The organism is Geobacillus sp. BK01 (assembly GCF_052220245.1).
In the GTDB taxonomy this organism is placed as follows: domain Bacteria; phylum Bacillota; class Bacilli; order Bacillales; family Anoxybacillaceae; genus Geobacillus.
Genome location: NZ_JBQPTH010000006.1, coordinates 66,967 through 79,560 on the forward strand (window position 1 = coordinate 66,967; position 12,594 = coordinate 79,560).

Annotated in this window: 13 protein-coding genes and 1 pseudogene; 2 read left to right on the plus strand and 12 right to left on the minus strand. The window is 57.2% G+C overall.

All coding sequences use genetic code 11. From position 1 onward, the window contains the following. Position 1: 1 nt before the first annotated feature. The 11 genes and pseudogenes from ACTVDO_RS08555 to ACTVDO_RS08605 form a co-directional block, all read right to left on the minus strand. The gene (locus ACTVDO_RS08555; protein WP_020959653.1) at positions 2 to 1,675 is read right to left on the minus strand and encodes a DUF6044 family protein; all 1,674 of its coding nucleotides are present in this window, start codon (positions 1,673 to 1,675) and stop codon (positions 2 to 4) included. Positions 1,676 to 1,842: 167 nt separating this feature from the next. Then, positions 1,843 to 2,823, minus strand: coding sequence for a phosphotriesterase family protein (locus ACTVDO_RS08560; RefSeq protein WP_020959652.1), 981 nt, complete (start codon positions 2,821 to 2,823; stop codon positions 1,843 to 1,845). After that, a complete protein-coding gene (locus tag ACTVDO_RS08565; protein WP_442901335.1) occupies positions 2,823 to 4,505 on the minus strand; it encodes a long-chain fatty acid--CoA ligase in 1,683 nt (560 codons plus the stop codon). Before ACTVDO_RS08565 ends, ACTVDO_RS08560 begins: the two co-directional genes overlap by 1 nt. 202 nt (positions 4,506 to 4,707) lie before the next feature. Then, positions 4,708 to 5,544 (minus strand): HAD family hydrolase, encoded by an 837-nt coding sequence (locus tag ACTVDO_RS08570; RefSeq protein WP_020959650.1) that lies wholly within the window; start codon positions 5,542 to 5,544, stop codon positions 4,708 to 4,710. A gap of 260 nt (positions 5,545 to 5,804) precedes the next feature. Continuing rightward, the gene (locus tag ACTVDO_RS08575) at positions 5,805 to 6,035 is read right to left on the minus strand and encodes a hypothetical protein (RefSeq protein ID WP_442901389.1); all 231 of its coding nucleotides are present in this window, start codon (positions 6,033 to 6,035) and stop codon (positions 5,805 to 5,807) included. Further along, positions 6,013 to 6,204 (minus strand): annotated as a pseudogene (locus tag ACTVDO_RS08580) (hypothetical protein); the annotation flags it as partial. The pseudogene ACTVDO_RS08580 and the gene ACTVDO_RS08575, both read right to left, overlap by 23 nt. A gap of 62 nt (positions 6,205 to 6,266) precedes the next feature. Next, positions 6,267 to 7,022, minus strand: a complete 756-nt coding sequence (locus ACTVDO_RS08585; RefSeq protein WP_020959648.1) for a 5-oxoprolinase subunit PxpA — start codon at positions 7,020 to 7,022, stop codon at positions 6,267 to 6,269. After that, entirely contained in the window at positions 7,019 to 7,990 is a 972-nt protein-coding gene (locus ACTVDO_RS08590; RefSeq protein ID WP_442901336.1) for a biotin-dependent carboxyltransferase family protein, read from the minus strand. Before ACTVDO_RS08590 ends, ACTVDO_RS08585 begins: the two co-directional genes overlap by 4 nt. Beyond that, complete coding sequence (pxpB, locus tag ACTVDO_RS08595) at positions 7,983 to 8,675, minus strand: 5-oxoprolinase subunit PxpB (RefSeq protein WP_442901337.1); 693 nt, start codon at positions 8,673 to 8,675, stop codon at positions 7,983 to 7,985. Before pxpB ends, ACTVDO_RS08590 begins: the two co-directional genes overlap by 8 nt. After that, positions 8,666 to 9,421: an IclR family transcriptional regulator gene (locus tag ACTVDO_RS08600; RefSeq protein WP_442901338.1), complete on the minus strand. Its 756-nt coding sequence runs from the start codon at positions 9,419 to 9,421 to the stop codon at positions 8,666 to 8,668. Before ACTVDO_RS08600 ends, pxpB begins: the two co-directional genes overlap by 10 nt. A 132-nt stretch (positions 9,422 to 9,553) precedes the next feature. After that, entirely contained in the window at positions 9,554 to 9,982 is a 429-nt protein-coding gene (locus ACTVDO_RS08605; protein WP_442901339.1) for a GNAT family N-acetyltransferase, read from the minus strand. Positions 9,983 to 10,139: 157 nt separating this feature from the next. Between ACTVDO_RS08605 and ACTVDO_RS08610 the strand changes: the two genes are divergently transcribed. Continuing rightward, entirely contained in the window at positions 10,140 to 11,465 is a 1,326-nt protein-coding gene (locus ACTVDO_RS08610; RefSeq protein WP_442901340.1) for an amino acid permease, read from the plus strand. A 43-nt stretch (positions 11,466 to 11,508) separates the two neighbouring features. On the opposite strand, the gene ACTVDO_RS08615 is transcribed toward ACTVDO_RS08610, so the two are convergent. Beyond that, positions 11,509 to 12,135, minus strand: coding sequence for a LysE family translocator (locus ACTVDO_RS08615; protein WP_442901341.1), 627 nt, complete (start codon positions 12,133 to 12,135; stop codon positions 11,509 to 11,511). Positions 12,136 to 12,271: 136 nt separating this feature from the next. Here ACTVDO_RS08615 and ACTVDO_RS08620 point away from each other — a divergent pair, with 136 nt between their 5' ends. Next, the gene (locus ACTVDO_RS08620) at positions 12,272 to 12,523 is read left to right on the plus strand and encodes a hypothetical protein (RefSeq protein ID WP_020959640.1); all 252 of its coding nucleotides are present in this window, start codon (positions 12,272 to 12,274) and stop codon (positions 12,521 to 12,523) included. Positions 12,524 to 12,594: the final 71 nt, after the last annotated feature.

Consider the following 12,594-nt stretch of genomic DNA (forward strand, 5'->3'; position numbering starts at 1 on the left):
ATCATTGTCCTCCTTCCCACACCACTTTGTACAAATAAATTGTCCATGCCGATTCATCGGAGCGGAACACCCGTTCAAGGCGAAGGGCATTTTCTGCCGCGTTTTCAATCGGCAACGCCGAGAAAATATAGCGGCCGCCCATGTCGTAAAATGCTTTTGTATTCAATTCAAGATGGCGGATCGTCCGTTTCGATGTTTTCTTAAACATATAACGCTTGCCAAGCTCATCGACAAACAAATAGCAGCGCCCGCCCCATTCATCAAAATACTCACGCAGCTTTTTGTTTTTTTCCAGCTCCTTGGCGATGATGCGGCGAAACCGGTGTTTGTATTCAAGCGGATAGAAATTGTTGTACGTATCAAGTGTGTAAAAACCGTTGTACTGGGCAATGGCCGGGTGGATGCCGATGCTGGCGACACGGTATGTATGCACAGGGCGTCCGATATATTCACGGATGGCGGCAAATTGCTTCTCAGCGTAAAACTCGCGGAACGACGGTTTGTTTCGGTAGACAATTTCTTCATTGTAAGAAACAAGCACCAACAGCTGCAATGCGATCGCCGCCGCGCCGACCGCCCGCCACCATCGTCCTTCTTGCCAAACAATTTTCAGCGCCATCGCAAACAAAACGTAAATAACCATCGGCCGCAAAAAATGATAGCGGGCAAAATTGAACTTATCGAGCAAATCAAACCGTTCAGTGAGCGGCAGCCATCCTTTGTAAAACCAAAACGCATACCAAGTTGATAAGGCAAAGTTCAGCACATGCAGCACAAGAAACGGCGTTTCCTGCCGCCAGCGCTTCCGCTTCCATACGAAGTACAAGGCGATGAGCGTCACCGGCAAAATGACGAGCCCATGCACCGTCATCACATGAGTATGGCCGAGCACATAGTTTTTGAACGTCAGACGGATCACCCGCCAAAGCGGCAGACGGGCATGGAAATATTCATCGCGGCTTGTCGGCTCATCGGAAAACAACAACGAATGGACAAGCCGGTAATCGACCGCCAAATAGAGCACCGTCATATAGGCGATGGCAGCGAAAAACCGCCAATTCCAGCCTTTGCCGCGGATGACATCGACCAGCCACCAAATCCCAAGCGCGCTCAGGAAAAAGAAAAAGCCAAGCACAAAACTTGAGTAAAGCGGCAAGAGCGTCAACACCGCCCAATTCACCCACGAGCGCTCGCCGTTGCGGATGTTTAAAAACGCCCAAAGCGCAAGCGGCATGCCAAGCGTGCTCAACATCCCCGACGGCCAAAACGGCGTCAGCGCGAACGTTAAAGAAGCGCCGATGCGGATCCATAGCCAGCGTCCGTCCGGCAGTACATGCTTTTTCAACAGAAGATACATGCCGACAAACGCGAACACGCGGGTGATGGCCTGGCTGAGCCCGTAGGCGTAAATGGATGGAAACAAGGCGTGAAGCCAGACGATGCCGCTGAACTCCGTGCCGAACGCGTTGCGCGGCAGCCCGTTGATGATTTGCGGGATGATGCCGTCAACCGGTCCAAACAGTTCGCCGCTTCGGGTGAGCACTTTATACCAGGCAATGTTGGAATCCAAATTGTCATGGACGCGCATATGTGCATCTTCACCGAGCACAAAGTACGGCGACACATATAAGGCGATGGCCAGCAGCGAGAAGAACAGGAGTCGTTTTTCTGTCACCAGCGCCTCTCTCCCTCCTTTCGCCCGGCTGATGTCTTTCCTTATTGTTCAACAAGTGAGGAAAATTATTCATGATGATGGCAAAAAACGGACGGCAAACGAAAAACCGCTGTCGGCCGGGCAAAGCCGGCTGGCAGCGGTTTTGAATTCGGCGTTTCACGGCCCTGTCAGGCGGAAAATAAGGCGGCTGGATTGCGCACAAACAGCTGCGCAAACACCTCGTCGCCGATCCCTTCATTTCTCAGCGCCGGAATCACATTGGCAAACAAATGCTCAACATGCCAATTTTTCATCATTTCGGCAAACGGCTCGGGCAGTTCAAACGGGCGGCCGAGCCAAAGGTTGACCGTATCATGCGAAAGCATAATCCGGTCTGCGTATCCGTCGCGAAGCAGGGCAAGAAGCGTGCGAATCCGTTCCTCATCCGTTGGAGCGCCGACCATCCCTTGAATGCCGAAGCGGTCAAAGGCGATATAAACACCGTACTCGAGCGTCCGGCGGTGGTAGTCCGGGTCGGTGTTGCCGCACATATGGCCGATGACGATTTTGTCCGGGTCGGCGCCGTGCTCAAGCAAATAGGCGGCTTGTTCCGGCCCCATCGTCCCTTCCTGCGTATGGGTGATGATGACCGCGCCCGTCTCTTTTTGCGCACGGGCGGCGGCGCGGAAAAACAGCTTCTCGTACTCGGTGATGCGGCCTTTGCTTGAGGCGAGCTTGATGACGCCGGCTTTGATTCCGGTATCGGCAATGCCTTCCGTCAGCTCGGTCATAAACATGTCGTAAATATCGTCTTCCGCCGTCCCGAGCAGCTGGCGGAATTTGAAGTACGGCGGCGCTCCTTCCCCTTCATAATAATAGCCGGTCGCACAAATGATGTTCAGCCCCGTTTCTTCGGCAACGCGCCGCAAAAACGCCGGATTGCGCCCGCAGTCGTTCGGCGTCGGATCGACGACCGTTTGAACGCCATGCCGCTTCATCTTTTCCGCCGCCTCCACGGCAACGCGAAGCGCCGCGTCTTCACGAAACGGGCCATGCGTCACATCGCCTTGAAATCCCGGGTAGCCGAAGATGAAATGTTCGTGGATGAGCGTTTTGCCAAGTTGTTCCACCGGCACCGGGCCTAAAACCGTTTCGACTGTTTTCGTCATCAGGCGTTCGCCCCTTTCCCCGCTTTTTCATATTCCTCTTCCTGCAATTTCCGCCAAAGCAGCTTGCCGCTTGACGTCATCGGCAGCGACGAACGGAATTCAACGAGGCGCGGATATTTGTACGCCGCCATTTGCGTCTTCGACCATTCAATGATTTCTTCTTCTGTCACGCCCCCGACATACTCGTCATGAAGAACGATAAACGCTTTCACCGTTTCGCCGCGGCGCGGATCCGGCACGCCGACGACGCACGCCTGCTTGACGGCCGGATGTTTGTAAAGAAGCGACTCGACTTCAGTCGGCCACACTTTATAGCCGGAAGCGTTGATCATCCGTTTGACGCGGTCGACAATGAAAAAGTAGCCTTCCTCATCCATTCGCCCGATGTCGCCGGTGCGGAAAAACCGCTTGCCATCGAGCTCGATGAACGCTCCTTCCGTTTCTTTCTCGCGCCGGTAGTAGCCGCGGAACACTTGCGGGCCATGAACGACGATTTCCCCGACTTCGCCTGGGCCGAGCTCCTGCCCAGTCGCCGGGTCGATGATGCGGGCGTCGACGTCAAAGGCCGGCACGCCAAGGCATTGCAGCTTCGGCCGGTCCGGCGGGTTGAAGTGCGTTTGCGAAATCGTCTCGGACAACCCGTAGCCTTCAAAGTAGCGGACGCCGGTGAGCTGGAACAATTTTTCCCCGACCGCCTCCGGCAGCGCCGCCCCGCCGCCGGAAATGCTCGCAAGCGACGAAATATCGTATCGACCGAGCGCCGGGTTGGCCAAAAAGTCGATCAGCATTGTGCTGATGTTCACCCAATGGGTGCAACGGTACCGCTCGACAAGCCGGGCCGCCGCATCGCGGTCCCAGCGCGTCATCAGCACGATCGCTGAACCGGCGAAGATGGGGGTGTGCATGCTGTGCACCATCCCAGTGACATGAAAAAACGGCAATGTCGCCAAGGCGACCGAATCGCTTGTTACGTTGCCCCAATAATAAGCGCCGACAATGTTCGCATTGACCGTCCGATGCGGATGGATGCATCCTTTTGGCACTCCGGTCGTTCCCGATGTATACGGCAAGACGGCGATGTCATCAACATGGCCGTTGTACGGAAGCGGCGCCAGACCGGCAGCGAGGCAATCCGCCCATAGAAGAAGGCGTTCGCCCCCCACTGTCCGCCGCGGCGCCGCCACTTCAGCCGGCAGCGGCACCGGAGAATCGTCAGATACATAATCGGAATACGCGGCGACGATGAGATGTTTAAGCGTGGTCCGGCCGAGAAGCGGAACGACTTTATCCAGCAGCTCTTGGCCAACGAGGCCGACTTTCGTCTCGCAATCGTTCACATAAAAAGAAAGCTCATCTGAGGTGTTCATCGGGTTGATCGGCACGACGATAGCTTCGGCGCGCAAAATGGCATAGTAGGAGATGATGAACTGCGGAGAGTTTTGCATGTACAACAACACGCGGTCGCCCGGTTGGACGGACAGCTTTCGCTGGAGACAGCCGGCGAGCGCGTTCACTTCATCAAGCAGCTGCTTGTATGAATAAGACGCCCCGTAATAATAAACAGCCGTTTTATTCGGATAACGTCTCGCCGTCGTTTCCAAATGATCGACGAGCGTCGTCTCCGGCACGGCGAGCGTTTTCGAGAGCCGCTTTGGCCAGTACGGATAATGTCGTTTATTCATCCAATCCCCCTCTTTTTGTCTGCTTTGCAAATCGACAGCCTCCCAAAAGAAAGCGGTTCCAATTCATCGGTATGCCCAAACCTTTCAATTCATGCTCCTTACTAACTGGTTAGTATGCAAATCACTACCTTTATTGTACATACTTCTTGAGATAAGATCAACAATATTCAGAAGAGTGTAGACAAATAAATGTATACGCCGCCTACAGCAGGCGGCGCAGCACCGGCACACATGCCGATGTCGATGCGACGATGACATCGGCCTCTCCTGTCTTTGCCAACCCATATGCATCGATCAACATCGTCCGGCAGCCGAGCTGGCGCGCCGGCGCGATGTCATTGCCGACATTATCGCCGACGCAAAGCATTTGCCCGTAATCGACGCCAAAGCGGGTACGGATCGCTTCCAAATGGGCAGCCGTTTTGATCGGCTTGGCTGCTTGGAAAATTTTATGGTGGAACAAATCGTCCAGCCCTAGTTTCCGCAAAATCGCTTCGCTGTCCGGCTCTGGGCTGTTTGTCATCAGCACGAGCGCCGTTGTTTCGCGGAGCTTTGCCAACGTCTCTGCCAACCTTGGCGCGCCATGCATCTCAAACTCTGGTCCCATCATCCACTCTCTCGTTTCCAAAAAAGCGGCATATGTATCCTCATTCGTCAATCCATAATGGCGGCCGACCGAGCTCGGCACCCACCAAAGGTCGCCGATGCTGAAAAAGCGATCCAAATCGATCGCCACCGGCCCCGGATAGATCCTTTCGATATCAGCTGCGGCCACCGGTTCGCCGCTCCAGCGGCGCGCCTCGCGAACATCTCCTTCTTCAAGCTGTAAAATCAAGTCTTCCTTTGTATCGTACACGCTGCCGATGCGAAGCGGATGGCGCCCGGCGAGCACCGCCCGGTAATCGTCCCAAAATCGCAGCCGGTCTGCTTCATTAAGCCGTTTGGCCACCTGCTCGGCGTAATAATCAAAATGCCCCGTCTCCTCGTATAACGTTCCGTCTAAATCAAAGACGATCGCTTTGATGTCTGCTCCGTTCATGTTCGCTCTCCTTTCCTGCCCATCACCGCGTCGGCGCGGACATCACACCGCCCGGCGCCCTGTTTTATGCCTTCTTTATCTTACAAAACGAGGCGAGAAAAATGCAAATGATGGAAACCGCCCCAATGGCTTCAGAGTGCAAGCGCCGGGGATGGTTCGCTCGCTTGGAAAATGGCTGTCCACTGTGGCGGGAAACGCAGCAAACCGCCTCAAATGAAAACAGCGCCCTAAACCGCTTTTGCTGCTTAGGGCGCTTTATGTCAGCGGAACAGTTGCGGAAGCTGCTGCATGGCGGTATACACGCCCATATACGCCATTAAGACGACGACAAGAGCGCCAAATATGGTGAGCCAAAGCGGATGGCGATAGTCGCCGACAATGTCCCGCCTGTAAGCAGCAACAAGCATGACACCGAGCGACAGCGGCAGCACAAGGCCATTGAGCGTCCCGGCTAAAATCAACGTCTTCACCGGGCGGCCGCGCGTTGGCAATGTCTTGCGCCCTCCGCTCGGACACCGCAATAATGCGCCAAATGTTCGCCTGAGCGCCGATGTCGAGCAAAATGGAAAGCAAAATAACGAACCCAAAGCTCGCCGCCAGTTGGGCCGTAAACACCGTCGTCTGCGTCAAAAATCCGGGGCCGATGGCCGATGTTGCCATCAAAAAGACGGCCCCGATCAACACGCTTAATCAGCTTTCGTTCTTGTGCATGATCTCTCCTCCTACCGCAGCGCCTGAATGGTGATGCCTTCCTGTTGCAATGCTTCGTACAGCCGTTTGGCAAACCGGACCGCGTGCTCGTTGTCGCCATGCAGGCAGACAGTGTCGGCCTCAATCGCCACGTCCGTCCCTTGCACGGAGCGGACACGCTGCTCGTCAACCATGCGGAGCACTTGGCGGACCGCCTCGTTTTCATCCGCGATGATGGCACGCGCATCGCTTCTTGGAGTGAGCGAACCATCCGCCTGGTACGTCCGGTCGGCGAACACTTCGCTCGCAGTTCGCAAGCCATAAGCGCGGCCCGCGCGGATGAGCTCGCTCCCCGACAAACCATACAATACAAGCGACGGGTCAACATCGCGCACCGCTTTGGCAATCGCCTCGGCCAGCGCCGCGTCTTTCGCCGCCATATTGTACAAGGCGCCGTGCGGCTTCACATGGGTCATCGTCCCGCCTTCCGCCTTGACAAAGGCTGCAAGCGCGCCGATTTGGTAAACAACGTACGCATACACTTCTTCGGGCGAAACCGCCATCGCCCGCCGCCCAAACCCGAGCAGGTCAGGAAAACCCGGATGGGCGCCGATGGCAACGCCATGCCGGATGGCGAGCTGCACCGTCCGCCGCATGACGAGCGGATCACCGGCGTGAAACCCGCAGGCGATGTTAACAGACGTAACGTATGACAATATTTCTTTCTGCCCAAGCTCGTATACACCAAAACTTTCGCCAAAATCGCAATTGAGATCAATGACCGTCATGATTCTTCCCCCCATTGGCGGCGAATGGCGGCAACCCACCGATCCAGCCGCCGCTGTTGTTCGATATAAAGCCGCGCCGCTTCCTCAGGCGCGATCGGTTGAAACTCGATATGGTCACCGGGACGCGCCTGCGCCAACAAAGGCAAATCGACCGCCGCCACTTGGGCGATGCGCGGGTAGCCGCCCGTCGTCTGGCTGTCGGCCATCAACACGATCGGTTGGCCGGATGATGGCACTTGCACGGTGCCGAAGACGACGGTATCCGACACCATCTCCTTCTCGCGGGCGCGGACTAGCGCCGGGCCCGCCAGCCGGCAGCCGATCCGATCGGATTGGGGCGTCACCTCATAACGGGCGGCGAAAAACTCGCGGCGACTTGCCGGCGTAAACTCGTCATATTCCGGACCGGGGACAGCGCGCACCGTTTTCGTTTTTCCGCCGATATACCGGCTGGCCAACCGGGAGAGCCCCCAATGAAGCGGCCTTGAAGGGGAAACGAGGTTGCTTGCCCCGATTTTCAGCACATCCCCACGCCGCAGCGGACGGCCCGATACACCGCCAAGCTGCGCCGGGACGTACGTCGAACGGCTGCCCATCACAGGCGGAACATCAATGCCGCCTGCTACGGCCATATACGCTCTCCATCCCGCCCGGCATGCCCCGATTTCCAATACATCGCCCGGCTTGACGGCCGCCGGCTTCCAAAGCGCCAACGGCTGCCCGTTCAGCGCGCATGAGAACTCACCGCCGCATATGGCGATCACCGTTTCGGCGTGAAACCGAATCGTCGGCCCGGCCATCGTCGCCTCGAGCACCGCCTCATCGCCGCAGTTGCCGACAAGCGCATTGGCGAGGCGGTACGCCCACGCGTCCATCGCCCCGCCCACCGGCACCCCGGCATGCCGGTAGCCGAAACGTCCGCTATCTTGAACGGTCGTAAAAAATCCGCCCTCCATGACTTCAATCATGTTCATCTCTCCAACGTGCAAATTCATCGGCGCCAATCGGCCGAAACTCAACAATGTCACCGGCGGAAAGCAAGCTTGGCTCCTTCCGGTGCGGGTCAAATACGCGGAGCGGCGTCCGGCCGATCAGCTGCCAGCCGCCCGGCGTCGCCAGCGGATAGACGCCCGTCTGCCCGCCGGCAATGCCGACCGAACCGGCTGGCACTGTTGTCCGCGGCACCGCCCGCCTCGGTGTGGCCAAACGCGGCGGCAAGCCCCCCAAATACGCAAACCCGGGCGAAAACCCGATCATATAGACGCGGTAGCGGCCGGCCGAATGAAGCTTGACCACCTCATCTTCCGATATCCCGTGAAAGCGGGCGACCTCTGGCAAGTCCGGCCCAAATTCGCCGCCATAGCAGACAGGAATGACAACCGTTCGCGCCAAAGGGCGATCCGTCTGTCCGGGCGACTCGACCTTTTCGCGCAGCCATCGGCATACGTCCGCATAGCCGACTACGAGCGGATCGTAATAAGCGGTAAGCGACGAAAACGCCGGCACAATTTCGTTGACCCCTTCTTTTCGTTCTCCCTTTAGGCGAACCGCTGTCTCATGAACGATATCATTCACGGTTTCATCGATATAGTCGGCAAACCGGACGGTCACCGCATATTCGCATAACGGAAACAGCGTATAGTTCATTTCCATCCCTTTCCTTGAAAGCCAAGTTCACGTGAAATCTCCATCGCCGCCTGCCGAAGCAACGGCACGATGCGCGCCACATCATCCGGCAAAAAGCGCTGTTCCGGACCGGCGACGCTCAGCCCGGCTACGGCCGCGCCTTCATGGTTCAAAATCGGCACGGCCACAGCCGCTGAATAGTTTTCCAACTCGGAATAGCTGACCGTATAGCCCCGTTCCCGGTCTTCTTCCAACTGCCGACGCAACGCCTGCTTGTCCGTTACTGTATTTTTGGCGATTTTGACAAGTTTTTCCCGTTCCAAATAGCGAGCTTGCTCTTTTTCGTCCATAAAGGCCAGCAAAGCGCGTGGGCACGCGCCGGCGTACAGCGGCGCGCGCCGTCCGACTTTCGTATAGACGCGCACCGGCTCGGACGTCTCGACTTTTTCAATATAGAGCGCCTCATCACCGTCACGGATGACGAGATTCACCGCTTCGTTCGTCGCTTCTTTCAGCCGCTCCATCACCGGCAGCGCCACCCGGCGAATATCGAGCCGCTCGGCAACGAGCGACCCAAACGTCAACAATGCCAAACCGAGTTCATAGTGATCGCCCCGCTTTTGCAAAAAGCCAAGCGCGACAAGCGACTGCGCCATCCGGTATACCGATGTTTTCGGCATCCGAAGCCGCTCGACCATCTCCGGCAGCGTCAACCGCTCGCAGTCGAGAAACAAATCAAGCAGCTCTTTTGTTTTTAACACCGTTTTGTTCATCGTCGCTCCTCTGTTCCGAATATCGGAATAATCATTTCAATATATGAACTATATTTGTATTATACAGAAAAATCGAATGATTTTCTACCCTAAATCAAAAGCGCCCGCATCGCGGACGTTTCTTAGCGGATCTTATAGCCGTTTCAAAAACACATAACTCACTTTTTCATACTCCATTTTTTTCTCATAGAATCGATGGGCGTCAATCCGCTGCAGGCCGGATGACAGCGAGACAATCCCATAGCCGTGCTCTTTCGCCCAATCATGCACATGCGACAGCAACATGTTTCCATACCCTTTCGAACGTTCGGCTGATGTCGTGACCAAATCGCAAACCCAAATAAAACGGCCGTTATAGAGCGTGATCATCGGCATAAATCCGACAGCAGCAACCATTTTGTCCCCTTCGTAAAGCGCCGCGAGCTTATACCCTTCTTTTTCTTGCGCTTCCCGCACAAGCGCCACGTATGTTTCCTCATCCAAGTGGGTGCGCAGCTCGCGCATAATCGGAAAGGCGCTTCTCACTTCTTCCTCCGTTTCGAGCCAAACGAATGACGGCATGGCCTCCATCCCCCTTCTTTGATTGATACACCCATTATATCCATGGTTGTCCAAAAATGGAACTCCCGCCTTTCCGTGCGTTGCCGCCATATCGCCCGCCCGCATAAACGACGCTTCGTTTTTCGAAAATAAGTGGGAAACGAAAGGGGGAGCACAAATGGGGCCACGCGAACAAGGGATGGTGACATGGCGGCAGCTGGCGCTGTTTGGCGCCGGCTGTACGGTCGGAACGGGGTTTTTTCTCGGCTCCGGGCTTGCCATTGAGCAGGGCGGGCCGGCCAGCGCCGCCGCCTTTCTCATCGCGGCGGCCAGCGCCTATATCGTTTTTGAACTTCTCGCCGGCATGACCGCCGCCGACCCGGAAGCCGGATCGTTCCGGTCGTACGCGAAAAAAGCATACGGCCCGTGGGCCGGCTTTAGCAGCGGCTGGGCGTATTGGTGCTCCGAGCTGCTTATTATGGGCAGCCAGCTGATGGCGCTCTCCATTTTTTCCCGTTTTTGGTTTCCAAATGTGCCGCTTTGGTTGTTTGCGGCCGGCTATGCTGTCCTCGGTCTGATGGTCTTGCTTCTTGGCACTGCCCTGCTCAGCCGGCTCGAGCATGTGCTTGGCGCGGTGAAACTTATGGCGATTGCCGGCTTTATCGCGCTCGCGGCGGCGATCGCCGCCGGGTGGGCCGGAAACGGCGCCGTTCCGTTCCCGAATCGGGCTCGGGAATGGCTCCCGAACGGGATCGGCGGCTTTTGGAGCGCGCTTGTGTACGCGTTTTACGCATTCGGCGGCCTTGAAGTGCTCGCGCTTATGGCGGTGCGCCTTCGCGACCCGGGTGACGCGCCGAAAGCCGGAAAAACGATGCTCGCGGTGCTGGCAGTTTTGTATGTATCCGCCCTTGGCTTGGCGATGGCGATCGTGCCGCACGCCGCCTTCAGCAGCAAAGAAAGCCCGTTTGTCACCGCCGTCCATTGGCACGGATTGCCCGTATTCCCGCATTTGTTTAACGCTGTATTCATGATCGCCGGATTTTCCACGATGGCCGCTTCGCTGTTTACCGTGATGACGATGGTGACGGTGCTCGCCAAAGACGGCGATGCCCCGAGACGGTTTGTTGCCAACGATCGGCGCGGCCTTTCCTCGCCGACGTTTCTCCTGACCGCCGCCGGGCTTTTTTTGTCTGTCATCCTGGCGCTTCTCGTGCCGGCGCGCCTGTATGAGTACATCACGACCGCCGCCGGGCTGTTGCTGCTGTACAACTGGCTGTTTATTTTATCGTTCGCTCCGCGCCTGTTGCCGCTTGGCCGCCTCGCGCGCTGGAAACGTTGGGCAGCGTTTTTGTTCATCGTGTTTGCGGTGGGCGGAACCGTCGTGGATCGCAGCATCCGGCCCGGCTTTTTCATCAGCCTCGCGCTGGTCGCCGCCATCGCTTTCGCCGCGTTCATCCGCACCCGAAAAACGGTGCAAAATCCGCGCATCCGGCCGCAGACGTAGAAAGCGGCAAGCCGCCCAGGCGCTGACGGCAGGCGGTGGCCTCTTACATCCAAAACGTGCGCAGCCCTTGCCAGCCAAAATAGCAGCCAAACCCGACCAGCACCATGCCGGACAATAGCGATACCGCAGCCAAGATGTTGGCGGTGACGTACCGGCGAAAACTGCCGGCAGCCGCGGCCAGCGCCGCATCCCACAACAAAACGCCGGCCAAAATCGCCGCCGTGCGCCATAACACGTGCCCTTCACTGCCGCCGACAGCCATCTGGGCCAGCACCGATCCGTATACGCCAAGCCAAAACAAAATCGAAAGCGGGTTGAGCAGCGAAAGAAGAAACCCGGCCATCCAAGACTGAAGCGCCGACTCCGCTTTCCGCCCTTGGCGGACGGTGACCGCCCGGGCATTCCACACGCTTTCCGCGCCGGTATAAAGAAGGACAAAGGCGCCGAACATCCAAAGAAACGTTTGCACGATCTGCTGCTCCACCCAGTCACTGACGCCGAAATAGACAAGCGCAATGTAGACGAGGTCGGCCGTCACCGCGCCGAGGCCGAACAGCCACGCCGGGACAAATCCGCCGCGCATGCCGCGGTCAAGCTGCGCGGCATTGACCGGGCCGATCGGCGCGGCAAGCGATAACCCTAATAAAAGATCGCGGATGATCGTTTCCATTTTCCCCCTCCTTTGTTGTCCACTACATTGTATTCGCCGGTTTAGGACCATACAACTCGTTTTCCGCGGCAACGAGAATATCCGGCCTTTCGAACACACACGTTATACATACACAACGGTGGAAAGGGGGACAAAGGTGAAACCCGATTTCATCCACGACGCCATACGTGCGGTCGAAGAAGCACGCATCGCCGTCGAAGAAGCGCAGGCCGGCAATGGCGCACCGGATTTGCAGCGGGCGAACCAGCGGCTGCAGCTGGCGAGCCAGCGGCTCTCCGCCGCCCGCCAACAAGCGGAACAAACGGGCCGGGCGATGCCGTCCGAACTCGAGCGGGCCGAAGCGATGCTCCGCCGCCTGTATGAAACGGAGCAGTCGCTTCGCTTGTAGCGCCATGACTTTTGCTGTTGCGCGAACCGACCGAAAACAATGCAGCATCCCCGAGGCAACGAAGCTGTTCG